The organism is Xanthomonas sp. NCPPB 3761 (assembly GCF_041475705.2).
GTDB classification, from domain to species: Bacteria; Pseudomonadota; Gammaproteobacteria; order Xanthomonadales; family Xanthomonadaceae; genus Xanthomonas; species Xanthomonas phaseoli.
In genome coordinates this window covers 2,061,831-2,086,622 of the sequence record NZ_CM191262.1, presented here as the reverse complement: position 1 = coordinate 2,086,622, position 24,792 = coordinate 2,061,831, and the positions used below count along the sequence as shown (strand labels likewise).

The 24,792-nt window shown below is 64.9% G+C and carries 19 protein-coding genes, 1 tRNA gene and 1 pseudogene; 5 read left to right on the top strand and 16 right to left on the bottom strand.

All coding sequences use genetic code 11. The features are described 5' to 3' along the window. The first annotated feature begins 374 nt into the window (after positions 1–374). Positions 375–2,231: a putative bifunctional diguanylate cyclase/phosphodiesterase gene (locus ACCQ00_RS09220; protein ID WP_039574006.1), complete on the top strand. Its 1,857-nt coding sequence runs from the start codon at positions 375–377 to the stop codon at positions 2,229–2,231. A gap of 202 nt (positions 2,232–2,433) precedes the next feature. Here ACCQ00_RS09220 and ACCQ00_RS09215 read toward each other — a convergent pair whose 3' ends face one another. Continuing rightward, the gene (locus tag ACCQ00_RS09215) at positions 2,434–3,996 is read right to left on the bottom strand and encodes a sodium/sugar symporter (RefSeq protein WP_039574003.1); all 1,563 of its coding nucleotides are present in this window, start codon (positions 3,994–3,996) and stop codon (positions 2,434–2,436) included. A 257-nt stretch (positions 3,997–4,253) separates the two neighbouring features. Further along, a complete protein-coding gene (locus ACCQ00_RS09210) occupies positions 4,254–6,866 on the bottom strand; it encodes a glycoside hydrolase family 3 protein (protein ID WP_039574001.1) in 2,613 nt (870 codons plus the stop codon). 434 nt (positions 6,867–7,300) lie between these two features. Here ACCQ00_RS09210 and ACCQ00_RS09205 point away from each other — a divergent pair, with 434 nt between their 5' ends. Continuing rightward, positions 7,301–9,256, top strand: coding sequence for a PhoX family protein (locus ACCQ00_RS09205; protein ID WP_041019667.1), 1,956 nt, complete (start codon positions 7,301–7,303; stop codon positions 9,254–9,256). A gap of 214 nt (positions 9,257–9,470) precedes the next feature. On the opposite strand, the gene ACCQ00_RS09200 is transcribed toward ACCQ00_RS09205, so the two are convergent. The 8 genes from ACCQ00_RS09200 to pcnB all read right to left on the bottom strand — a co-directional run bounded on the left by ACCQ00_RS09200 (position 9,471) and on the right by pcnB (position 16,213). Then, entirely contained in the window at positions 9,471–10,094 is a 624-nt protein-coding gene (locus ACCQ00_RS09200) for an ATPase (protein ID WP_017159622.1), read from the bottom strand. A gap of 3 nt (positions 10,095–10,097) precedes the next feature. Next, positions 10,098–10,442, bottom strand: a complete 345-nt coding sequence (locus tag ACCQ00_RS09195) for a type II toxin-antitoxin system prevent-host-death family antitoxin (RefSeq protein WP_017158044.1) — start codon at positions 10,440–10,442, stop codon at positions 10,098–10,100. A gap of 155 nt (positions 10,443–10,597) precedes the next feature. Further along, entirely contained in the window at positions 10,598–12,112 is a 1,515-nt protein-coding gene (pgi, locus tag ACCQ00_RS09190) for a glucose-6-phosphate isomerase (RefSeq protein ID WP_039574808.1), read from the bottom strand. Further along, positions 12,109–12,489: an aspartate 1-decarboxylase gene (gene panD / locus ACCQ00_RS09185; RefSeq protein ID WP_003481969.1), complete on the bottom strand. Its 381-nt coding sequence runs from the start codon at positions 12,487–12,489 to the stop codon at positions 12,109–12,111. The genes pgi and panD overlap by 4 nt, the downstream gene beginning before the upstream one ends. 178 nt (positions 12,490–12,667) lie before the next feature. Next, the gene (gene panC / locus ACCQ00_RS09180; protein WP_039574806.1) at positions 12,668–13,510 is read right to left on the bottom strand and encodes a pantoate--beta-alanine ligase; all 843 of its coding nucleotides are present in this window, start codon (positions 13,508–13,510) and stop codon (positions 12,668–12,670) included. Beyond that, positions 13,507–14,322, bottom strand: coding sequence for a 3-methyl-2-oxobutanoate hydroxymethyltransferase (gene panB / locus ACCQ00_RS09175; protein WP_039574804.1), 816 nt, complete (start codon positions 14,320–14,322; stop codon positions 13,507–13,509). The genes panC and panB overlap by 4 nt, the downstream gene beginning before the upstream one ends. 35 nt (positions 14,323–14,357) lie before the next feature. Beyond that, positions 14,358–14,843 carry a 2-amino-4-hydroxy-6-hydroxymethyldihydropteridine diphosphokinase gene (gene folK / locus ACCQ00_RS09170; RefSeq protein WP_039574802.1) on the bottom strand — a complete coding sequence of 162 codons (486 nt, stop codon included), beginning with the start codon at positions 14,841–14,843 and terminating at the stop codon, positions 14,358–14,360. A gap of 2 nt (positions 14,844–14,845) precedes the next feature. Continuing rightward, positions 14,846–16,213 carry a polynucleotide adenylyltransferase PcnB gene (pcnB, locus tag ACCQ00_RS09165; RefSeq protein ID WP_017158626.1) on the bottom strand — a complete coding sequence of 456 codons (1,368 nt, stop codon included), beginning with the start codon at positions 16,211–16,213 and terminating at the stop codon, positions 14,846–14,848. Positions 16,214–16,262: 49 nt separating this feature from the next. Between pcnB and ACCQ00_RS09160 the strand changes: the two genes are divergently transcribed. Next, positions 16,263–16,337: transfer RNA gene (locus ACCQ00_RS09160), tRNA-Glu, on the top strand. Between the two features lie 302 nt (positions 16,338–16,639). Next, positions 16,640–17,020 carry a hypothetical protein gene (locus ACCQ00_RS09155; protein WP_039574810.1) on the top strand — a complete coding sequence of 127 codons (381 nt, stop codon included), beginning with the start codon at positions 16,640–16,642 and terminating at the stop codon, positions 17,018–17,020. 133 nt (positions 17,021–17,153) lie between these two features. Here ACCQ00_RS09155 and folE2 read toward each other — a convergent pair whose 3' ends face one another. From folE2 to ACCQ00_RS09140, 3 genes are all read right to left on the bottom strand, one after another. After that, positions 17,154–18,071, bottom strand: a complete 918-nt coding sequence (gene folE2, locus ACCQ00_RS09150; protein ID WP_039574800.1) for a GTP cyclohydrolase FolE2 — start codon at positions 18,069–18,071, stop codon at positions 17,154–17,156. A gap of 36 nt (positions 18,072–18,107) precedes the next feature. Next, a complete protein-coding gene (locus ACCQ00_RS09145) occupies positions 18,108–19,259 on the bottom strand; it encodes an N-acetylmuramoyl-L-alanine amidase (protein WP_039574798.1) in 1,152 nt (383 codons plus the stop codon). A gap of 281 nt (positions 19,260–19,540) precedes the next feature. Continuing rightward, positions 19,541–19,738: a hypothetical protein gene (locus ACCQ00_RS09140; protein ID WP_162488826.1), complete on the bottom strand. Its 198-nt coding sequence runs from the start codon at positions 19,736–19,738 to the stop codon at positions 19,541–19,543. A gap of 149 nt (positions 19,739–19,887) precedes the next feature. On the opposite strand from ACCQ00_RS09140, the gene ACCQ00_RS09135 reads away from it, so the two are divergent. Further along, positions 19,888–20,975 (top strand): IS3-like element ISXac2 family transposase gene (locus ACCQ00_RS09135; RefSeq protein ID WP_503291423.1). Its coding sequence is split into 2 segments (ribosomal slippage): positions 19,888–20,140 and positions 20,140–20,975, totalling 1,089 coding nucleotides; the frame shifts between segments, so codons are not numbered across the junction. Between the two features lie 36 nt (positions 20,976–21,011). Here ACCQ00_RS09135 and ACCQ00_RS09130 read toward each other — a convergent pair. The 3 genes and pseudogenes from ACCQ00_RS09130 to xylA all read right to left on the bottom strand — a co-directional run. Beyond that, positions 21,012–21,653 (bottom strand): annotated as a pseudogene (locus tag ACCQ00_RS09130) (MASE1 domain-containing protein); the annotation flags it as partial. Between the two features lie 262 nt (positions 21,654–21,915). Further along, positions 21,916–23,343, bottom strand: a complete 1,428-nt coding sequence (locus tag ACCQ00_RS09125) for a sugar porter family MFS transporter (RefSeq protein WP_039584356.1) — start codon at positions 23,341–23,343, stop codon at positions 21,916–21,918. An 85-nt stretch (positions 23,344–23,428) separates the two neighbouring features. Further along, positions 23,429–24,766 (bottom strand): xylose isomerase, encoded by a 1,338-nt coding sequence (gene xylA / locus ACCQ00_RS09120; protein ID WP_017165529.1) that lies wholly within the window; start codon positions 24,764–24,766, stop codon positions 23,429–23,431. Positions 24,767–24,792: the final 26 nt, after the last annotated feature.

Genomic DNA, 24,792 nt, shown 5'->3' with positions numbered 1-24,792 from the left:
ACATCGGCCAAAGATCATTGGTCGCATGCGCGACGCGGATGGTTGCGCTGCGTCAACACTGCTGCGTCCAAAGGTGATCGGCAGCGCACGCGGGATATTTAGGCGTCGCCACCGGGGGGCATGCGCCACTGCGCATCGGTGGGGTACACGTCCTGCAAACGGCAGCATGGCCGGTCGAGGGAAGCGGATCGACCGTTTCTGGCGCATGGCCTGCGACAGCGCCGCGCAGCTGGCATTCCGATTGCGCGCGGCGCGCGTGTGGCGCTGCCAAGGCACTGTTCGTGTGTTCCAACGCGGCCCGGGCCCGCCTGCTGCAACTGAACGGCACCAATCGGCGCCAATCAAGGGATTACGCTTCAGGCCGATACGAGCACATGCCTTCCCTGCCTGCCCCCGTCGCGTCTTTTCTTCCGCCCACGCTCGACGAGTCCACCCGGCTCGAGGTGCTGCGCGGCCTGTGCCTGCTGGATTCGCCGCCAGACCCGGTGTTCGACACCGTGGCGGCCATGGCAGCGCGCAGCCTGAACGCGGAAATTGCATTGGTATCGCTGGTGGACGAGCACCGCCAGTGGTTCAAGGCGCGCATTGGCCTGGAAGCGCGCGAAACGCCGCGTAGCCAGGCGTTCTGCGCGCATGCAATCCGCTCGGACGAAGTGATGGTGGTGCCGGATGCGCAACTGGATCCGCGCTTTTGCGACAACCCGCTGGTGCTGGGCCCGCCGTTCATCCGCTTCTATGCCGGCGCACCCTTGAAGCTGCGCGACGGCCATAGCATCGGCACCCTGTGCGTGATCGGCACCAGCCCGCGCCCCGGGCTGGATCAAGCTGCAATCACGCACCTGGAAGGCCTGCGCGACCTGGCCGTGCTGCGCGTGGAAAACCTGCGCAGTACCACCTACCGCGATGGTCCGACCGGGCTGCCCAACCGCTCGCGCTTCAGCGAAGACCTGGATACCTGGCTGTCGCAACGCGACACGGCGCCGGCCACCACGGCGGTGGCCATCGATGTCTGCGGCAGCGACTACTTCCGCGATATGGTCAAGGCGCTGGGCTGGGAATACGCAGACGGCTACGTCGCCCTGGCACAGCGTCGCCTTGCCGCCTACCTGCCTGGCGGCACCCTGCTGTATCGGCTGGACCCGACCACCTTCGGCTTCCTGGCGCAGGCCGAAGGCCAGCGCCTGGCCACGCTATGCACCAAGGTCTCCAAGGCGTTCACCGAGCCCTTGGAACACCAGGGCATTCCACATACCGCAGTGGCTTCGATCGGTGCGGTCTCGCTGCAATCTAGCTACGGCGCCGCCGATACCATCCGCTCGCTGACCACCTCGGTGGATATTGCACGCGAGCGCTGCCTGCCGTGGAGCATGTACGAGCGCAAGCACGATGTTGCCCAGCGCAACACCTTCCGCCTGCTCGCCGCCCTGCCCGCGGCCCTGGACAGTGCCAGCCAGCTGCGCCTGCACTTTCAGCCGCGCGTGGATCTGCACGACCACCGCTGCGTCGGCGTGGAAGCCTTGCTGCGCTGGCAACACCCGATGATCGGTCCGGTGATGCCGTCGGATTTCATTCCGATGGCCGAAAAAACCGCGCTGATCAACCGCATTACCGCCTGGGTCATCGACAACGGCATCGCGCAGGCAGCGCGCTGGCAGCAGCAAGGCCTGGACTTCAACCTGGCCTTGAACGTGTCGGCTGCCGATCTGGATCGCCCCGGCTTTGCCGGCCTGCTGCGGCGCGGCCTGGACCGTCACAAGCTGGATCCGCGCCGGCTGGAAATCGAATTCACCGAAAGCGCGATGATTCGCCACCCCGACCACCTGGCCGAGCAACTGGCCACCATTGCAGCGCTGGGCGTGCATATCGCCATCGACGACTTCGGCACCGGCTACAGCAATTTCAGCTATCTCAAGCAGCTGCCGGCCAGTTCGTTGAAGATCGATCAATCCTTCATCCGTTCGCTGCCGGACAGCCGCACCGACCGCACCCTGGTGCCGGCGATGATCCAGCTCGGCCACAGCCTGGGCCAGCGCGTGGTGGCCGAGGGCATCGAATCGGCGGAGGCGTACGCGCAATTGCGCGCCTGGGGCTGCGACGAAGGCCAGGGCTACTGGATCGCCAAACCGATGCCGGCCGCCGCCTTGGAAACCTGGCTGGAAACGCCGTGGCACGAGCAACCTGCCGCGCCGGCCAACCTGCTTGCCGCCAGCTTGGCCGCCGCACGCGTCTAAGCGCAGCCAGCAAACCAACCGCGGCCACCACGCGGCGAACGCATACGGTACTGAGCGGCATCTGCCACGCGTGCGCAGTGGCTGCTGCGGGCCAGCCAGACGCGCGTGACGAGGACTCGCGCCGCCGAAACGGCAGGCGTTCAACGCAGCGCGGCGCGACACCGAGGTGCCGCGCCGCGCTGCGTTTCAAGACATCGACTGCCTACCAGAACACGGTGTACAGCACGACCAGAATCGCGATCACGCCCGCCGCGCCAAGCTTGAAGCCAAGCGTGGTGCCGTAGGCAACGTCGTTGGTACGGATCAGATCGCGTGCCTGCGTGGCCGGCGTCAGCAACGACACCACCACCGCCAAGACCAGCGCGGCCACGAACACCACGCCGATGCGGTCCATGAACGGCAGTTGGGGCCAGGCGAACTTGAGCGCGAACGACAACACCACCGAGCCGATCGCCGCGGTCAGCGCGCCGGCTTCGTTGGCGCGCTTCCAGAACAGGCCGAGCATGAAGATCACCACCACGCCGGGAGTAAAGAAGCCGGTGAATTCCTGGATGAACTGAAAGCCCTGATCGAAATTGCCCAGCAACGGCCGCGCGGTGAGGATGCCGATCAGCACCGAGGCGGCGGCCACAACACGACCCACACGCACCAGCGTCTTCTGCTCGGTGTGGGGGCGGAACTTGGCGTAGAAATCCAGGGTGAAGATGGTCGCCACCGAGTTGATCTTCGAGGCCAGCGAGGCCACGATCGCCGCCACCAACGCGGCAAACACCAGGCCCAGGATGCCGGTCGGCAACAGCTGCATCATGGTCGGGTAGGCCTGGTCGGGCTTGGCCAGATCCGGCGCCAGCACCACTGCGGCAATGCCCGGCACCACGATCACCAACGGCATCAGCAGCTTCAAGAACGCGGCAAACACCATGCCCTTCTGCGCCTCGCCGATGTTCTTGGCGGCGAGCGCGCGCTGGATGATGTACTGGTTGAAACCCCAGTAACTGATGTTCATCACCCACAGCCCCCCCAGCAGCACGCTCAGCCCCGGCAGATCCTTGTAGAACGGGTTGTCCTTGGTCAGGATCATGTGGAAGTGCTCCGGGTGCGCGCTCCACAGGTGCTGGAAGCCGGCCAGCACGCCGGCCCCGTCGCCGATGCGCGCCAGCGTCAGCCCCGCCACCAGCAGGCCCCCCAGCACCAGCAGGGTGACCTGCACGATGTCGGTCAGCGCCACCGCCTTCAAGCCGCCATACAGCTGGTAGACCAGCGCGAACACGCCGATCAACGCCAAAGCCAGGGCCTGGTCCATGCCGGTGACCTGGCTGACCGCGATCGATCCCAGCCACAGGATCGAGGTGAGATTGACGAACACGTACAGCAGCAGCCAGAACACCGCCATCAGCGTGCGGATCCACTTGCCGTAACGCTGCTCCAAGAACTGCGGCATGGTGTAGATGCCGTTGCGCAGGAAGATCGGCAGGAAGAACTTGCCGACGATCAGCAGCGTCAGCGCCGCCATCCATTCGTAGGAGGCGATCGCCAGACCGATCGCATAGCCGGAACCGGCCATGCCGATGATCTGTTCGGCCGAAATGTTCGCCGCAATCAGCGAGGCGCCAATCGCCCACCACGGCAGCGACTTGCTCGCCAGGAAGTAATCCTCGGCGCTCTTGCTGTGGCCTGCCTTCTCGCGCGAGACCCACTGCGCGAGCACGAAGATGCCGGTCAGGTAGACCAGCACGATCACGATATCCAACGTCGCCAAACCCACTGCACTCTCCTGTCTGGCTCTGGGGTGCGCGTCGAACGCCAGACAGGCCTGCAGAGTGCGGCCGCAACGCACGGCGTGCGCCACGGCAGCGCGGCGAACCGCAGCTGCAGGCCATCCCGGCCGATCGACGCGCGCGTCCCGCGGCGGCTGATGACACCACCGATCAGGGTGGCCGCTATACCGCGCCGCCAGTACTGGCGACGCATCTGTTTGGTCTCACCCCAGCAGGCGCGCACGCACGTCTGCGGGAATGCTGCTTACTTGACCGGGCAGTCGACGGTGGCTTCGGCTTCGTTGAGCGCGCCCAGCGACACCTTGGACACCGACAGGTCCAGCGCGGCAGCGCTTTCGATGCTGGCGACCTGGGTCAGCTTGCTCACGTCGGCACCGGCCACGGCGAAGCACTTGAGCGGAATGCCCACCACCTTCCACTGGCCTTGCGGCAGTGCGGCCAGGGTCTTGCGCGCATCGACGCGACCGCCGCACTTGTCCCCACACCCCACGCCCAGCCACACCGGCGCGGTCACGGCGCTGTCGCGGCGCAGGGTCAGTTGCAGCTGCACATCGCCGTTGCTCTCGCGCGAGGCATCCACCGGCTTGGCGGACACCAGCAACACGCTGGAGGCGGTGCTGCCGGACCACACCAAGCGACGCGCGTCTTCCTGCGCCTTGTGATCGACGGCGGTCATCTTCAGGCTGCCATCGGACAGGCCCACCGGCAGCGTGGTTGCCGGCATGTTGGCCTGGCCGGCGTTGGACAGCTGCATCGCAATACCCAGCGCCGGCTTGCCGCGCACGAAGTACATCCCGCCTACCGACTGCTCGCCGGACACGCCCGATTCCTCGGGCAGCGCTGCCAGGTCGCCCTTGTCGGCGTAGGTCAGGCCGTCGCCGAACTTGAATTGCGGGTCGTAATCCTTCTGGCCCACGTTGTTGGCGAACTGCACGGCCGTCTTGGGCCAGGAGAAGCTGAGCTTGCCCTTGAAGTCATTCTGCACCGAGCCATCGGCCTTGCGCAGCAGCACGTCGGCAATGCCCTCGCCTTCGGAACCCGGCAACCAGGCGGCGACGAACGCGTCGGAGGCGTTGATGTACTGATTCATCCACAGCGGACGCCCGCTCAGGAATACCGCCACCACCGGGATGCCTTCGGCCTTGAGCTTCTTGATCAGCGCCAGCTCGCTCTCGTCGCCGGGCTTGTACAGCAGGGTGGCGATATCGCCCTGGAATTCGGCGTACGGGTTTTCGCCGAACACCACCACGGCCACGTCCGGCTTGGTCTTGTAGGCGCCGTCCACGGCCAGCTCGGCGCTGCCGCCGGCGGCCTTGATCTGCTTGTCCAGGCCTTCCCAGATGGTGGTGCCGTTGGGGTAGTCGCTGCGCTTGGTGCCGGTACCCTGCCAGTTCAGCGTCCAGCCGCCGGACTGCTTGCCCATGTCGTTGGCACCATCGCCGAGCACCAGCACGCGCTTGGTCGGATTCAGCGGCAGGATGCCGGCCTGGTTCTTCAGCAGCACCAGCGACTCACGTACCGCCTGGCGGGCGATCGCACGGTGCTCCGGCGCGCCCAGCAATTCGTACTTGCCACCGAGTGGGCGCTTGGACGGCTTGCCGGCCTCGAACAGGCCCAGGCGCATCTTCACACGCAGGATGCGGCGCACCGCATCGTCCAGGCGCTCGGCCGAAATCTGCCCGGACTTCACCGCCGCAAGTTCGGTTTCGTAGATGCCCTTCCAGCTGTCGGCGGCCATGGCCATATCGACACCGGCAATGAACGAGGCCGGGCAGTTCTGATTGGTGCAGCCCTTGACCTGGCCGTGGCCATTCCAGTCGCCGACCACGAAACCGCCGAAATTCATCCGGCCCTTGAGCACGTCGGTCAGCATGACCTTGTTGCCGTGCATCTTTTCGCCGTTGAAGCTGTTGAACGAGGCCATCACGCTCTGTGCGCCAGCGGCGATTGCCGGCGGATAACCGGCCGCATGGATATCGCGCATGGTGGCTTCGGACACCTTGGTGTCGCCCTGGTCCTTGCCGTCGGTGGTGCCGCCGTCGCCGACGAAATGCTTCACCGAGGAAATCACGTGGCTGCCGTCCAGGAACTGCGGCGTGCCCGGCACGCCCTGTACGCCTTCGACCATCTTGCCGGCGAAGCTGGCCACCACGTCCGGCGACTCGGAATAGCCTTCGTAGGTGCGGCCCCAGCGGTCGTCCTGCGGCACGGCCACGGTCGGCGCAAAGGTCCACTCCATGCCGGTGACGCGGGTTTCGGCAGCGGTGACTTCGCCGATCTTCTTGATCAGGTCCGGGTTGCGCGTGGCCCCTAAGCCGATGTTGTGCGGGAACAGCGTGGCGCCGACGATGTTGCTCTGGCCGTGCACCGCATCGATGCCGAAGATGATCGGAATCGCGTTGCCGCCCTTGGAAGTGTCCATCGACGCCTCATAGAACGCGTCGGCCAGCTTCAACCATTCGGCCGGGCTGGCGTTGTACTTGCCGCCCGGATCGGAATTGCCGCCGGCCAGCACCGAGCCGATGCGGTACTTGCGCACGTCGTCCGGGGTCATGCTGGCGATATCGCCCTGGATGGTCTGGGCGACCTTCTCTTCCACGCTCATCTTGGCCATCACGTCGGTGATGCGCTGCTCCAGCGCCGCGTCCTGCGGGAACGGCCACTTCGGCGACGGCCACTGGTCCGGATGGATGGCGGTCGAGGCCTCGGCAGGTGCGGCGGCCGGGGCAGGCTTGCTCGCTTCGGCAGCGCTGTCCTTGCCTTGGCAGGCGGCCAGCATCAGCACCGCAGCGGCGGTGGCCAGGCAGAGGGCGCGACGCGCGACGGGCGCGGCGGTACGACGGAGCAGCTTGTCCAAGATTCGTTTCTCCAGGGTGGTTCTCCCATGGCGATGCGTTGCGCCGCAGGCCATTAGGCGGCGTACGCTTGCGTGATTCCCTTACCCTGTCAACAACAGCTGCCCGTATGCCGAATACCGGGCAACTTATTGGCCGCGGCTATAGCATTGGAATACCGGCAGCACCTGTGAAACCGCGCAAAACCACCTGATCTGCCGCAGCGTCTGAGCGCGCGAGCAGATGCACTTTGCTGCATCGCACCACCCGCCGGTCCGACCAATGCGCAGCATCGGCGTGTCAAGGGAACCTGGCAGCGCTCGCTTGCCATCACACGTTCGAACGCAGGCCAACGGGTGAGCCTGCTGTCAAACAACCGTCATACCAGCGGCCTAGCGTGACCGGCTTGCCGATGCGCCACTGCCATCGTTGATTGTCGCCTTTGCCTGGAGTTTCGATGTCCCCCTCCCCCGACCCCTCCCGTCGTCGCCTGATGCAATTGCTGGCGGCCGTCCCCCTGTTGCCGCTCGGCAACGCCAGCGCTGCCGCCCTGCAACAGCTTGGCGGTGCGGCATGGGCCGCGCGCCCGCTGCGGCCGTCGGAGAACCCGACCCGCCTGGTCTCGGCCACCTTCCACGGCATGCCGGCTCCGAGCCTGGCCGATCCGGCGGCAATGGCCACCACCACGGTCGGTTCGGCCCTCAGCGTGACCCGCAGCGACGGCAGCACGCAGCGGTATGCGCTGGCCTACCACCCGTTCTTCATCACCGGCGATCAGGTGCCGGACGGCAACGGCGGCACCGTGCTGGCGGGCGGGTACTACGACATCCAGCATCGCCCGATCATCGACCGCTCCAAACCCGGTGCCGAGCGTCCGTTCTTTTCCGATTGCCCGGACGGCTCCTCGCTATTGACCCTGCCCAATGCCAAGGTGCCAGGCGTCAAAGGCAACCATGTGTTCGCAGTGGTGCAGTTCGAATACACCACCCGCGACCAGGCCGGCAACGACACCAATCGTCATCTGCCCGCGCCGATCGCGGTGCTGACGCTGGATCAGGACCCGGCCACCGGCAAGCTGTCGCTGGTGAAGTACCACAACGTCGACACCGCACCGGTCCATGGGCTGTGGACCACCTGCGGCGCCAGCCTGTCGCCGTGGAATACCCATCTGTCCAGCGAAGAATACGAGCCCGATGCCACGGCATTGGCCGGCAACACGCAACTCCGCAGCTACAGCACGCATCTGTACGGCGACCCGGAAAAAGCCAACCCGTATCACTATGGCCACCTGCCGGAAATCACCGTGCACCCGGACGGAACGGGGAGCGTGCGCAAGCACTACTGCCTGGGCCGCATCTCGCACGAGCTGGTGCAGGTGATGCCCGACCAACGCACCGTGCTGATGGGCGACGACGCGACCAATGGCGGGCTGTTCATGTTCATTGCCGACCGCAAGGCGGATCTCTCCGCCGGCACCTTGTATGTTGGCAAGTGGCACCAGACTTCGGGCGTCGGACCGGGCGCGGCCACGCTGCGCTGGATCAAGCTCGGCCACGCCACCAGCGCCGAGATCCAGGCCATGGCCGACCGTCTCACCGCTGCCGACATCCTCGACGTGCACCTGAGCGACCCGGGCGATGCTTCGTTCACCAAGATTCCGTTCAACGGCAGCTTCAACTGGATCCGCATCAAGCCCGGCATGGAGAAGGCCGCCACGTATCTGGAAACGCATCGCTATGCCGCGCTGGCCGGCGGCAGCCTGGGCTTCACCAAGCTCGAAGGCACCACCGTCAACGCGCGCGACAAGGTCGCCTACATGGCGATGTCCTATATCGTCACGAGCATGCTCAACGGCTCGGGCGATGTGAAAGTGCAGGGTCCGGAAGCTGGCGCGGTGTATGCCCTGAACCTGCGCGGCGGCCAGCGCGATAGCCAAGGCGCGCCGATCCACAGCGATTGGGTGCCGATCGACATGGCCGCCCCGGCCGCCCTCACCGGCCACAACCTGGCCAAGGCCGACGCGCTGGGCAACCTGGCCGACCCGGAACGGATCGCCAACCCGGACAATCTCAAGTTCTCCGAATCGCTGCGCACCTTGTTCATCGGCGAAGACAGCAGCCTGCACGTCAACAATTTCCTGTGGGCCTACAACGTGGACAGCGGCACGCTGACGCGCGTGCTGTCGGTGCCGGCGGGCGCCGAATCGACCGGCCTGCATGCAGTCGACGAGATCCACGGCTGGACCTATGTCATGAGCAACTTCCAGCATCCCGGCGACTGGGAAAGCCCGTTGCACGACACCGTCAAGGCCACGCTCGATCCGCTGGTCCGCGCCAACTACAAGGATCGCTTCGGTGGCGCGGTGGGTTATCTCACCGGCGACCCGGTGGCGGTGCAGTTGAGCAAGGCGTAAGCATCGCCGTTTCCAGGTACGGCGCTGCATGACGCAACAGCCGACAGCAGCGGGGCATTCCCGCTGCTGTCGCATTCCGGTAGCAGCGCACCTGGGCGGGAGGAGCGTTGCCGATATGGCCTGTCGCGCCCGGGTGTGCTCCTGCGGGTAAGGTCGATGGGTGCCTGGCCGCGTCGGTGAGACGGATCAAAGCGTAAGCGCCTGAGCACGCGGTTCAGGACTGCCGCAACTCCAGCGCCGCCATCACGATGGGCTTGGCCCAATCGGGCACCTGCGCCAGTTCGTCCGGCGTTTGCGGGTAATGCAGGCCGCTGCGGTCCAGTTCCAGCACCAGCATGGGCGATGCCTGAGCTGCGGCATCGGCCGATGCGCTGTTGTCGTAGACATGCAGCACTGCCAGGTGGGGCAGCAAGGCAATCAGGTTGGCACGCGAGGCGTCGTAACGCTCGCGGATCTTGTGCTCGGGAATGGCATGACCGCCGGCCGCAACCCGCGCCGCCACGCGCTCGATATGCAGGTCCACGGTCGCCAACCCGCAAAACCAGACCGCGACCGTGTGCTGCGCGCAGGCCTCGCGCAGCAGGCGCGGAATGGTCGTCGCGCCCAGCGTGGTTTCGAAGGCGAAATCGCTGCCATCGGCCATGGCCTGGCGCAGCCGCCGTACGCCTTCCTGCCAGGCCTGCGCGTTCGCTTCTGCAGGCGCCCAGCCCTGTTCCACCAAGTCCCTGGTGAAGGCGTCCGGGTTGAACCAGGTGGCGCCGTCCTCTTGCAGAAACCGGCCCAGCAACGAACTCTTGCCCGCGCCATTGACGCCGGCCAGCACCAGAAGATTGCCCATCGCTTACAGCGACGGGCCCAGGGTGACCTTGCGGCCGCGGCGTGCCGGCGTGGCGATCGTCTTGGCCAGGCCCGCACCCTCGCTCGCTGCCGCAAGATGCGCATCGAACTTCGCCTGCAATGCCTGCAGCGACTGCGCCCGCGCCGAGCTCGCCGTTGCCGCACTTGCCTCATTGACCAGGCGCCGATACTCCTCGGCATCCACCACCACCGCTTCGGGATGATTGTGGTTGGTGATGACCACTGCTCCGTGCGAGCGCACCTTGCGCATCAAGCTGGGCCAACCTTTTACCTTGATGTCGGCAGCGGGCGATTTTTCGAGCTCGGGCAGATCCTGGAAGCGCGACATGGGGCAGTCCGGTGCGAAGCGTTGGCGATCAGCCTACTCTCAAATTCCCAATTTAGGAAATTTGTCCATTCTGGCCTCAGCGTAGCCGGCCATGTCGTCCAAAACAAAAACGGGGCCCGCAGGCCCCGTTTTCTGTCTGCGCGTGGCGCACCTGCTCAGCCGCGCAACTTGCTCAGCAACTCGCGCGTCACCGGGTCGGCCACCTCGGCCGATTCGCCCTTCAGCGCCGGCAGCAACTGGCTCGCCAGCTGCTTGCCCAGTTCCACACCGAACTGGTCGAACGCATTGATGCCCCACATCACCGATTGCACGTAGACGCTGTGCTCGTACATCGAGATCAACGCGCCCAGGGCCTGCGGGGTGAGCGCATCGAGCAGGATCACCGTGCTCGGGCGGCCGCCCGGGTAGCTGCGGTGCGGGTCACTGCTGTCCTGGCCATTGGCCAGCGCCTCGGTCTGCGCCAGTACGTTGGCCATCAGCGCGACATGGTTTTCCGCATACGGGTCGTCGTTATGGACGGTGCCGATGAAATCGGCCGGCACCACGCTGGTGCCCTGGTGCAGCGCCTGGAAGAAGCTGTGCTGCACATCGGTGCCCGCACCGCCCCACCACACCGACACGGTGTCGCTGTCCACCGCCGAACCGTCGAGCTTGACGCGCTTGCCCAGGCTCTCCATCACCAGCTGCTGCAGGTACGCCGGCAGCAGCGCCAGGCGCTGGTCGTAGGTCATCACCGCGTGCGTGGCGCTACCAAGCAGGTTGCGGTTCCACACTGCGGTCAGGCCGTGCAATACCGCAACGTTCTCTTCCAGCGGCGTATTGAGCACATGCGCGTCGAACTGCGCGGCACCTTCCAGCAGTTGTTCGAAACGTTCGAAACCAATGGCCAATGCAATCGGGAAACCCACTGCCGACCACAACGAGTAGCGCCCGCCGACCCAATCCCACATCGGCAGCACCCGGCCGGGTGCGATATCGAAGGCCTTGGCGGCACGCTCGGGGTTGGCACTGACTGCATACAACCGCTCGCTGCCACCGAGCCAGGCATGCAGGATGCTGCCGTTGAGCAGGGTTTCCTGGGTGCCGAAGGTCTTGGAGATCAGGATGCCGGCGGTGCGTGCCGGATCCAGCGTGGCCAGCGTGCGCTGCATGGCGGCGCCGTCCACATTGGAAACGAAATGCACGCGAAAGCGCGCACCGGACGGCGCGCGCAACGCGTCGGCCACCAGTCGCGGGCCCAGGTCCGACCCGCCGATGCCGACACTGACGATGTCGGTGACCTCGGTGGCTTCCAGTTGCTGGATCAACGCGCCCATCCGCTGCCGCACTTGCGCAGCAGTGGCGTAGGCCTCCGATGCCACCGGCGCATCGGTCAAATCGCCGCGCAAGGCGGTATGCAGGGCCGCACGCTGTTCAGTGACATTGACCTGCTCGCCACGGAACAAGCGTTGGAACGCGCCGGCCAGATCGCGCTCGCGCGCGATGGCGAACAACGCATCGAGCGCGGCGCGGTCGTACTTCTGCCGCGCGAAGTTGAAATACAACGGACCGACTTGCCTGGCGTATTGCGTCGGCCGCTGCGTCTCGGCGGCAAGCAACGCGGGGATGGCAGCGCCGCGCAGGCGCTGGGCGTGGGCGTGAAGCGCGTCGAATCCGTTGGTCTGTGTCATGCGGCCTGTGTGGGGATGCTGTGGTTGGTGTGGGAGATTGCGTTGTGCGCGTTCACATATACCAGATTGGGCTTGAAGGTCTTGGCTTCGTCTTCGCTCATGCTGGCGAACGCCGCCACGATGATCAGATCGCCCACCTGCACGTGACGCGCTGCGCCGCCGTTGAGCGACATGATGCCGCTGCCGTCTTCGGCGCGGATGGCATAGGTGCTGAAACGCGCGCCGTTGGTGACGTCCCAGATATGGACCTGTTCGAATTCGCGGATGCCGGTCGCTTCCAGCAGCAGGCCGTCGATGGCGATCGAGCCTTCGTAGTTGAGCTCGGAGTGGGTGACGGTGGCGCGGTGGATCTTGGCTTTCAGCAGGGACAGATGCATGGACGGAAGGCAACGACAAAAGGAAAGCCGGCATTTTAGCGGAAAGCGCCCGTCCCCACCGGCTGGCGCGGCCGCCGGTGGTGAGGGCTTCAGGCCCGCGCCTGGCAATGCCCGCGGGCACTGGCTTGCTGGCGCTGCCAGCTGAGCTCAGACGCCGCCCATGCAGCGGTTGTCCCGCTCAGAATTCAAGGTTGTCGATCAGACGCGTATTGCCCAGGCGGGCCGCGACCAAGGCCACGCGTGCGCCGGCGTGGTTGTCGCCCGGCTCGCTCAGGTCGGGCAGCCGCACCACCGCGTAATCGACCCGGAATCCGGCCTGTTCCAGCGTTTGGCTCGCCGCATCTTCCACCTGCGCACGCGGTGTGCCGGCGGCACAGCTGTCGCGCATCTGCAGCAGCACCTTGCGGATCGTGGTCGAGGTGGGGCGCTCTTCGGCCGACAGATACTGATTGCGCGAGCTCATCGCCAGGCCATCGGCCTCGCGCACGATGCTGCCGCCCACAATTTCGATCGGAAACGCCAGGTCCGCCACCATTTGACGGATCACCGCCAACTGCTGGTAATCCTTCTTGCCGAAGGCGGCCACGTCCGGCTGCACCTGGTTGAACAAGCGCGCCACCACGGTGCACACGCCATCGAAATGCCCTGGCCGGCACTCGCCTTCCAGCACATCGCTGACGCCTGGCGCGTGGATCGGCGTGGCCAGCGCGGTGCCGAGCGGGTACATGGTGTCCACGTCCGGCAGCCACAGCGCATCGCAGCCGGCGTCTTCCAGGCCGCGCAGGTCGGCCTCGGGCGTGCGCGGGTAGCGCGCGAAATCCTCATTCGGGCCGAACTGGGTCGGGTTGACGAACACGCTGGACACCACGCGGTCGGCGTACTGGCGCGCCAGCATCACCAGCGAGTAATGCCCGGCGTGCAAGTTGCCCATGGTGGGCACCAGCGCCACGCGCAAGCCTTCGCGCTTCCAGCCATTGACCAGGGCGCGCAATGCGGAAAGATCGGTCAGGGTCTGGATCATGCGGCGTACGCGTGCTCTGCATCGGGGAAGCTGCCATCGCGCACGGCCTGCGCATAGGCGCGCACCGCGCCGGCCACCGAGCCGCCTTCGGCCAGGAAATCCTTGACGAACTTGGGCCGGCGGTGGCCGCTGTCCAAGCCCAGCATGTCGTGCATCACCAGCACCTGGCCGTCGCAACCGGGGCCGGCACCGATGCCGATGGTGGGAACGCCGAGGTCGGCGCTGATCTGCGTGGCGATCGGTGTCGGCACGCACTCCAGCACCACCAGGCAGGCACCGGCATCGACCACGGCCTGTGCGTCACGCCGCAACTGCTCGCCGGCTTCGCCGCGGCCCTGCACCTTGTAGCCACCGAAGCGCAGCACCGATTGCGGGGTCAGGCCCAGGTGCGAGCAGACCGGGATCTCGCGCTCGACCAGGTAACGGATGACCTCCAGCTTGTGCCCGGCGCCTTCGATCTTGACCATCTCCGCGCCGGCCTGCAGCAGCTGGGTGGCGGCATCCAGCGCACGCTCAGGGGTGGCGTCGGCCTGGAACGACAGGTCGGCCACCAGCAAGGCGCGATCGAGCGCACGGGCCACCGAGGCGGTGTGATAGACCATGTCGGCGGTGGTCACCGGCAAGGTGGAATCGTGCCCTTGCACGACCATGCCGAGCGAATCGCCGACCAGGATCAGGTCCACGCCATTGGCGTCGAAGGTGCGCGCGAAACCGGCGTCGTACGCGGTCAACATGACCAGTTTTCGACCCTCGCGCTTGGCCTGCGCCAAGGCGGGCACGGTCCAGGGCTTGCTGTCGGCGTGGCTGCTCATGAAGTCATTACGTGGGGTGATAAGCCGGCCATTATCTACCCAATCGGCTCCAGCCCGCAGGTATCGATGGCGTGCAGGGCGCGCCGCACTGTTCCATGCCCCGGAATGATCGCCTCCGGCGCCAGCTCCGACAGCGGCAGCAGGGCGAAGGCGCGCGCGTGCAGATGCGGATGCGGCACCTGCAGCTGCGGCAGGTCGATCACCTGATCGGCGTACAGCAGCAGGTCCAGGTCCAGCGTGCGCGGGCCCCAGCGTTCGCCGGCGCGACGCTCGCGACCGAACGCCTGTTCGATGCCGAGCAAGGCCTCCAGCAGCGGCAGCGGCGCAAGACCGGTGCGCAGCTGGGCCACGGCATTGATGAAATCGGGTTGGTCTTCGCGGCCCCAGGCTGGCGTGCGATACAGCCGCGAAGCGGCGATCAGCTTAGTCTGCGGCACGGCGCCCAGCGCGGCGATGGCCGCGCGCACGCTGGCCTCGGCCTGGCCCAGGTTGGCACCCAGGCCGACAAAGGCGGTGTGCATGCCTACTCGCCTGCGGGCGTGCCGGTCCGACGGCGCCGGCGGCGACGCTTTCGCGGCGCGCCCTCATCGCCGTCGTGGTCGGCCTGCGCCGATTCGATCGCATCCACCAGCTCCTGACCGGACGACTTCTGCGCCTCGCGCCAGAACTCCACATCGGCCGCGTGATCGGGCGATGCGAACTGACGCAGCACCAGGAAATCGAACGCCGCGCGGAAGCGCGGATGCGACAAGGTACGGAATACCCGCTTGCGCTGACGCGAGGAGAAGCGCGTCTGCAGCAACCAGATTTCCTGCATGGGCAGCGAGAAACGGCGCGGCAACGCGACCCGCTCCAACTGATGCAAGGTGACCCGATCGGCCGCACGGCGCTGCGCATCTTCCGGTTGCACGCCTTGCGCCTGCAAACCCATCAAGGTGCGGCAGAACGCCGGCCACAGCAGCAAGGCAAACAGGAAGGCCGGCGACACTGGCTCATCGTTGGCCACGCGTGCATCGGTATTGCGCAGGCCTTCCAGCACCATGGCGCGCAACGCACCACTGCGATTGGACTTCAATGCCGCCGCGCTTTCGGGAAACAGCGCGCCAAGCAAGCCATAGCGCTCCAGGCCTTCGAAACTGGCCACACCGTGCCCGGACAAAAACAGCTTGAGAATTTCTTCGAACAACCGCGCAGGCGCAGCTTCGGACAGCAGCCCGGCCAGACGCGGAATGGGTTCGGCGGTGCCGGCTTCGATGTCGAAATTCAACTTGGCCGCCAGACGCACCGCGCGCAGCATGCGCACCGGATCTTCCTGGTAGCGCAGCTGCGGGTCGCCGATCAACTTCATCAGGCGCGCCTGCACGTCTTCGAAGCCGCCGCAGTAATCGCGCACCGAGAAATCCTCGATGGCGTAGTACAACGCGTTGCAGGTGAAGTCGCGACGGATCGCGTCGTCTTCGATGGTGCCGTAAACGTTGTCGCGCACCAGCCGGCCGTTATCGAGTTCGCGGTCACCGCTGCCATCGTCGACGTTGGCGCGGAAGGTGGCCACTTCGATGATTTCGCGACCGAACACCACATGGGCCAGACGGAAACGGCGGCCGATCAGACGACAGTTGCGAAACAGTGCCTTGACCTCTTCCGGCGTCGCGTCGGTGGCCACGTCGAAGTCCTTCGGATGGCCGCCGACCAACAGGTCGCGCACCGCGCCGCCGACCAGATAGGCGCCAAAGCCCGATTCGCGCAGGCGGTACAACACGCGTAACGCGTTGGGGCTGATGTCCTTGCGCGAGATGGTGTGCTGGTCGCGTGGAATGACGCGCAGCGTGAACGGAGATGTAACTGAGGGTTCGATGATGGCGCTTCCGTCTTGTGTTGCAGGATTGCCCAACGGCTATTACCTCACTATACTAGCGCGCTGCACAAGACGTGACAAAAGCGCTCCCTTCGTCTAATGGTTAGGACGTGGCCCTCTCAAGGCTAAAACAGGGGTTCGAGTCCCCTAGGGAGCACCACGATCGGTCTGACTGCTAAACGCCAGAGCCCCGCAATGCGGGGCTTTTGCGTTGTGGCCACTCGCCTTGCACGTGCCGTTTTGCAGAGCGAACGCGCTGCAGCGCTGCCGGCACGCTTGCTATCCATGCACATGTGCGCAGCGGCACGCTGGCAGAGGCCGCTTGGACGCCCAGCCGGTGACGCTGCCAAGCGCGGGCGCACGATGCGCACCGACAGGTATCACCGACGAATGCCCCTTCGGAGGTCAAAAGTGAAAACTGCCACTGCCTATCTGGTCGGCGAACACATCCTCCTTCAAGCAATGTCGCTCACCGAAAGCGGTGTATGGATTGCCGATGGGCACGTGCTGACCATTCCCGCAGATGACCGCAGCGGTCTGGCCGAGGGGATAAAAACATCGCTTGACGCCTCACGCGCAGGCGTCGCCCACCCGTCTCAGTCGGAATGGAAAAGCATCCAGCAGCCCATGCTTCAAGCCGCAGGCGTCCGAACCTGGGCCGCCCTGGGGAAGAAAGCAAAAGCGGTCGGCATGACGTCTGCGGGCGAGGACGTGGCGTTCATTCCTACAGTCCATTTTCGGGCGCATGGCGGCCACGCCAGTGACGAACATACGATCCAGCGCCGCATGGACGACCCGGATTTGGGCTCCGGCTTGCTCGACGCCTTTGCACACGCAAGTTAGCGCCGAACCCTGCGTGCGCCGTGTGTCGCTCGCTGTCGTGCACATCCATCGCCATCGACCCGGCAGACGCGGGGTCTGTTGATGCACTGGCGCCAGGACGCCATCCTGCGCGGAGGAGAATGCATGTTGCCCGTTATTCGGCAAACGGATGTGTGTCGGCCGCCTCGCTACCGGTTTCGGCGACCGCATCGTGGGCATGCAGGCTTTCCAGATGGCGTACCGCCACATGAAAGACTGCGTAATGCTCCGCCAGCACCTTGCGCAGACGGCGCGCTGCGTCTTCGACATACATTAGGTTTGCGCCATTCAAGCGCGCAAACGCCTGCTCGTCGGTACGCCGGACTGCAGCCTGCACCGGCGTCGCCAACGCTTGCTCGCACAGACCGACCAGTTGCGGGATGGCCAAGCGCTGCGCATCGGCGGGCAGCTCAACGCGTACCTGCGCCACACTGCGTTGGCTATGCGGCGTGGCGTAGGAACCGTGGGCCTGCAGCCATTGCACAACATCGTGCAGCGCCAGCGCATCGCGCCCGGCATGTTGCTGCGCGAATGCATCGCCCAGCAGCTGCCGCGACAACGCTGCCGAACAGGGGCAGGTTGAGGCGTACAACACCTCCACCTGGAGCTGGACCGTGGTGCGCCCTGCCCTGCATTGCGCGGCGATGTGCACCGGATAGGCACGCCAGCCGCTCAGCCCCTCACTGCGCAAGGCCGGCGTGCGCAGCATCAGCTCGAAGCGCAGCGTCAGCCGAGCGGCGCGGCTTGCGCAATCGGCATGGCTGTCGATCAGCGCCTGCAATAACTGCGAGAGCATGGCCGGCGACAGTGGCTGCTGCAGATGCGTATCCAGCAGGCGGTACAGCCGCGACATGTGGATGCCTTTCAACTTGGCCCGCGGCAGATCGACCTGCACGCTGGCGCGCGCGGCAAGCTGGCTGCCACCGGTCTCCAACTGCACGGGAATGGCGATGTCCTGCATGCCCACCCATCGCAGGGGCGCGCTCAGCGCTGATGGTTCGGTCACAGCAACATCGGGAAGCGTAGCGGACATCGGGATCTCGTCGAAGATAAAGGTGACGACCGCGCCTCAGGCGCGGCCAGGAAACGCAGCGAAGTAGTCGTCGATTCCCGCATGCAATGTCTGCGCGAGTTCGTCCTGATGCGTATCGCTGCACAGGCGGCTGCAATCGTCGCGATTGCTCATGAAGCCGGTTTCGACCAGCAGCGACGGAATGTCCGGCGACTTCAACACCGCAAAACCGGCCTGCCCCACCTGGTCTTGATGCAGGCGCGTCACCTGCTGCAGGCGCTCCAACATCAATGTGCCCAATGCCACACTGCTGGCGATGGTGCCGCTCAACGACAGGTCGGCCAGTACCTGCGACAGCACCGGGTTGCTCGGCACGCGCAGCCGGCGCGCGGTATCGCCCATGTCGTCGGCAGCGTTTTCGCTATCGGCGATCCAACGCGCCAGTGCGGAGCTGGCGCCAGTCTGCGACAGCGCAAACACCGAGGCGCCGCGCGCCTGGCGCGTTGGTGCGGCATCGGCATGGATGGAGACGAACAGGTCCGCATTGTGGCGATGGGCGATCAACACGCGCTCGTGCAGTGGCACGAAGCGGTCGTCGCTACGGATCATGGTCGGCCGGTAACGCGTATCGGCCGCCAGACGCTGATGCAGCCGCGCAGCGATCGCCATCGCCACATGTTTTTCGTAACGCGCATCGGCACTGACCGCGCCCGGATCCTTGCCGTCGTGGCCGGCGTCGATCGCGACCACGTAGGGATGCAGGCGTGAGCGTGTGAATGCATCAGCAGCGACAGCCGGATCGGCCGCGGACAACGAGACAATGCCGGAGCCGGCCACAAGTTCGAAGACCAGCACGCTGTCCTCCCAAGGCGCGGCGACCGTCAGCGGTTGCAACAGATCGAGCACCACGCGCAGCTCATCGCCGTGCGGGCCGCTGCGGATGCCGGCGACTGCAAGATCTTCGGGCACTGGATCCATCTGCTGTGGCTGCGCCGAAATGCCCGACAGATCGATGACCGAGCGTGCTGGATCGGACAAGGTGAAACTGCGATAGGCGACTTGCGTACTCAAGGCAAATCGAAGTCGCAGCCGGCCATCCTGGCGCTGCAGGTTGTACCTCCGCAGCCGCGGGAGCGGCTGCGCATGGACTAGGCCCGGCGACAGCACCAAGGCTGCGCCGACGGTGCACAGTACCTGCCGCCGCCTCATCGGACCAATCCCGGGGCATCGACGCGGCCACCGCGCCAATTGAAGCAAAGAAGGTTCGGCATGATGACAAGGCAAGCAACACTTTGCGGTAAGAGACGCGACACGGCGTGACCAGACGAACACTGCAATTGAGTGTTATAAAGTAACATTTATCGCGCAAAAGCAAGTTCGCCGCGGCCCGCCAACGCCTTCACGTTCACTCTTGCCCAAGAGCTTTACGATGTCCCCGCCATCCCCGACACCTACATCGCCTGGCGCCACTGCATCGAAGTCGATTGCACTTAGCAGCTGACCGTCCTTTCATCGCGCAACGACTCGCCAGCCTGCGCGACCTCAGCGACCATCACACCCAGCAACTTTTTTACGTCGTTGGGGCGAGCCTCATCATCGGCGGGTGATTGAATGGTTTCAGCATGCTCAAAGCGCGCTGAGCGCGGGTTAATGCTTGGCTGGAGTGGAAGGATGACAAGTCGATTCATTCATCGAATATTTTCTAAAACACATGTCAGCCTCAAAAACTCAGTGAGATCACTCGACAAATCCTCCCCCCCGACGCTTTGGTAATCCCCCCGCCCATTAGCAGACGCCAGAAGTGGAATTTTCTCGTATCCTTTCTCGAGGAGGTTCCATGAAGAAGTCCCGCTTTACCGACAGCCAGATCATCGCCGTGCTCAAGCAGGCCCAGGCCGGTGCGCCCGTGCCGGAGCTGTGCCGCGAGCACGGCATCAGCTCGGCCACGTTCTACAAGTGGCGCAGCAAGTTCGGCGGCATGGACGTGTCCATGGTCGCGCGCATGAAGGAGCTGGAGGAGGAGAACCGCCGGCTCAAGAAGATGTACGCCGAGGCGCAGCTCAGTACCGACCTGCTGAAGGAAGCGCTCGCAAAAAAATGGTGAGGCCATCTCAGCGACGCGAGATGGCCCAATCGGCAGTCACGAGCGGGCGTACGAACATCCGCCACGCCTGCCAGGCCTTCGCGGTGAGCCAGACCTGCTTCCGCTACCAGGCCAAGGCCAGCGAGCAGAACGCCCGGATCGCCGACTGGCTGGTCCGCCTGACGACCGCCCATCGCGACTGGGGCTTTGGCCTGTGCTACCTGTACCTGCGCAACGTGAAGGGCTTTGGCTGGAATCACAAGCGGGTCTACCGGATCTACCGCGAGCTGGAGTTGAACCTGCGGATCAAGCCGAGGAAGCGGCTGGTGCGTGAGCGGCCCGAGCCTCTGGCGGTGCCGGAGGCTATCAACCAGGTCTGGTCGATGGACTTCATGCACGACCAGTTGGCCGACGGCCGCAGCTTCCGGCTGTTCAATGTGCTCGACGACTTCAATCGCGAGGGGCTGGGGATCGAGGTGGATCTGTCGCTGCCGTCAGCCCGTGTGATCCGATCGCTGGAGCAGATCATCGAGTGGCGCGGCAAGCCCGCCGTGATCCGCTGCGACAACGGCCCTGAATACATCAGTGGCGCGTTGCTGTCCTGGGCGCAGCGGCATGGTATCCGGGTCGAGCACATCCAGCCGGGCAAGCCACAGCAGAACGCCTACGTTGAACGCTACAACCGCACCATCCGCTACGCCTGGCTCGCCCAAATCCTGTTCGACACCATCGACCAGGTGCAGGACAAAGCCACCCGCTGGCTATGGACGTACAACCACGAGCGTCCGAATATGGCGCTCGGCGGCATCACGCCTGCCATGAAGTTGGCGATGGCCGCTTAGCTCCACTTCTGGCGACCGCTAGAAGTGGGGGGATTACCCAACCAGCGACACCATCAAGACCTGTCGCAGCAGCGGCTCGGGAACGACATTGGCAGTACAGAACAAAGCTGCCATCGCCAACCCTGCAATTGTACTGTCGCGCACCAGGTTGCTGCGGGGGTCGCTTTCTTTACGCCGATGCCATAGCAGACCAGGTAACAGAAATATCAAGATGCCGAGATAGGACCCCAGCCATGTGCGCAACAGAATCTCCATGGGAGAACTGGCGACGGGACCACCAAGCGTGGCATTCAGCGCCATTCCGCAAAGCGTGCTCCATAACGCCAACAGCGCCATCAACGGAAGAATTGCGTTACAGGTCGTCACGTTCGGCGTGTGCCGGCGAATCGCAGACACTGCAAGCGCAACTGCCGGTGCAAGCAGGAAGGGGCTCAGGTAAGCCCACATCGGCGCGTAATCCCTTGTCTCCAGCATGGGAATGCGCAACCAAAGCATGGCGGCAGCATCTCCCGCTAGCAGAAACGGCCAGCGACGATACGGCATGAATAGAACAGACGCCGCTCTCAAACCAGCGGGCAGGTACCACTGGTCGACAGACAAGTGCCAGACAAGTAGATAGACGACGCAATAGCCCAGACTGAGGAGAAGCCCTTCCGCCAGTTCTCTAACAACTGCCATGCAACCACTCCCTGGTTCTTCGACGAATTTTGCTTAGTGTGAAGCCAATTAGCACTTCGCGTATAGCCGAAGCGCACAGATCGCGAGAGTGGCGTCGATAGCGGATCCGTGCGGCCCCAGACAACAAGCGCCTTATACAAGGATGCCCCCCTCCCCAGCGGCGACGTGACCATGCCGAGCAGATCAATACGCTCTTACAAGAAGGCCGCGCAATGCGCGGCCTTCTTCGTTTTTGACGCCGATATGGGCATAACAGAGGCCGTCAGCCCTCCATCTGCTCCAACTCCTTGCCCATGGTCTCGTAGACGTACTTGAGCACGAAGAACACCGAGATGAAGGCAGCGACGGTGTAGATGCCGTAGGCGCCGGCCAGCCCGATGCTGCCGAGCAGGATCGGGAAGCTGACGGTGATGGCGAAGTTGGAGGTCCACTGCGCGGCACCGGCAATGGCCAGGCCCGAGCCGCGGATCTGGTTGGGGAACATTTCGCCCAGCATCACCCACATCACCGGGCCCCACGAGGCGTTGAAGAACACCACGTAGACGTTGGCCGCCACCAGGGCGAGCATGCCCATGGCGTCGGACATCGCAAGCTTGCCGTTGGGATCCAACGAGGCGGTGGCAAACGCGTAGGTCACCAAGGCCAGCGAGACCGCCATACCGGTCGAGCCGATCCACAACAGCGGCTTGCGGCCGATCTTGTCCACCAGCATCACGGTGACCAGGCAGGCACCGATGCTGAGGCCGCCGGAAAGCACGTTGATCAACAGCGCATCCTGCTCGGAGAAGCCCACTGCCTGCCACAACACCGCGCCGTAGTAGAACACCACGTTGATGCCCACCAGCTGCTGGAACACCGCCAGGCCAATGCCGATCCAGACGATGGGGCGGATCTTGCCGGTGGCCTTGTTGATCAGGTCGGAGAACTTGGGCTTGTGCTGGTCGGCCGCCATCGAGGCGGAAATCTCGCCCAACTTGGTCTGCGCGGCGGCGTTTCCATACAGACGCTTGAGCACCACCAGCGCCTGCTCGCGGCGCCCCTTGACCACCAGGTAGCGCGGGCTTTCCGGGATCACCAACAGCAGCAACAGGAACAGGATGGAGGGAACCGCCTGCATCCAGAACATCCAGCGCCAGGCCGCCTGCCCGGCCCAGAGCGGCTCGGTGGAAGCACCAGCGGCATTTGCCAGCAGGTAGTTGCTCAGAAATGCGCAGAACAGCCCGCTGATGATGGCGATCTGCTGCATCGTGGCGAGCCGCCCGCGGTAACGCGCGGAGGCGACCTCGGCGATGTAGGCCGGCGAAATGACGCTGGCCGCGCCCACCGCAAAGCCGCCCATCACGCGGGCGAAGATGAAGAATGCAGAGCTGTGCGAGGCGCCGGCGCCGATGGCCGAAAGCAGGAACAGCGCCGCGGAAATGATCAGGACCGCACGGCGGCCCCAGCGGTCGGCCAGACGGCCGGCAAAGAAGGCGCCGATAGCGCAGCCCAGCAGCATCGAGGCGACCTCGAAGCCGGTCTCGGCGGCGGTGGACTGGAAGGTCTGTTTCAGGCCATCGACGGTGCCATTGATCACGCCGCTGTCGAAGCCGAACAGGAAGCCACCGATCGTGGCCACGCAACTAATCAGGATGATGAAACGGGTGTTCTCGCCGGCATCGGGGGCGCCGTCAATGGAAACACTGGACATGGATTCACCTGGGAACATGCAAGGGAGCGTCCACGGGGGTGGCCGCCATCGGCCGGCGACGCAGTGCGTCGCCGGCCACGGGACATCAACGCGTCAGATACTGATTGATCAGGTTTTCGTACGCTTCCTGGCGGCCGCTGATCTGCTGGGGCGCATTGCCGGCCGCATGCTTGGCCAGGTCCGCCAGCGTGGTCTTGCCTGCGGCAAAGTCAGCGCCCGCGCCGCTGTCGAAGCTGGCGTAACGCTCGGCGCGCCATTGCTCCAGCGGCGAAGACGTCAGCAGTGCGTTGGCCACTTCCAGCCCGCGCGCGAACGCGTCCATGCCGCCGATGTGCGCCAGGAACAGGTCCTGCGGGTCGGACGATTCGCGCCGCACCTTGGCATCGAAGTTCAAGCCGCCCGGTGCCAGCCCGCCCTGCCGCAGCACCACCAGCATCGCGCCGACGGTGTCGTACAGGTCGGTCGGGAACTGGTCGGTGTCCCAGCCGTTCTGCGGGTTGCCGCGGTTGGCATCGATGCTGCCGAGCAGGCCGGCATCGGAGGCCACCTGCAGGTCATGCTCGAAGCTGTGGCCCGACAGCGTGGCGTGGTTGGCTTCGATGTTGAGCTTGAAGTCCTGATCCAGGCCATGCTGACGCAGGAAGCCGATCACCGTGGCGCTGTCGAAGTCGTACTGGTGCTTCATCGGCTCCATCGGCTTGGGCTCGATCAGGAAGTTGCCCTTGAAGCCGATCGCGCGGCCGTAGTCGCGTGCCAGGGTCAGAAAGCGCGCCATGTTGTCCTGCTCGCGCTTCATCTGGGTGTTGTGCAGGCACGCATAGCCTTCGCGGCCGCCCCAGAACACGTAGTTTTCGCCGCCCAATTCAACGGTGGCATCGATCGCGGCCTTGACCTGCACCGCCGCACGCGCCACCACGTTGAAGTCCGGGTTGGTCGAGGCACCATTCATGTAGCGCGGATGCGAGAACAGGTTGGCCGTGCCCCACAGCAGCTTGATGCCGGTGTCGGCCTGGCGCTGCTTGGCGATGCCCACCATGTGCTTGAGATTCTTTTCGTACTCGCCGATGTCATCGGCATCCGGCGCCAGATCGATATCGTGGAAGCAGTAGTACGGCACGCCGAGCTTGGTGAAGAACTCGAATGCTGCATCGGCCTTGGCTTCGGCACGGTTCAACGCGGTAGTGCCCACATCCCACGGATACGCACGCGTGCCCGGGCCGAACGGATCGGCGCCATTGCCGCAGAAGCTGTGCCAGTAGGCCACGGCAAAGCGCAGGTGCTCGGCCATGGTCTTGTCGCCGATCTTCTTGTTGGCGTCGTAGACCTTGAATGCGAGCGGGTTGTCCGAATCGCGGCCTTCGAAACCGATCTTGCCGATGCCGGGGAAATATTCTTTCGCGCCGATGTACACGGTGTTGCTCATGGGGTGTGAAGTCCTTGCTGCTGGGG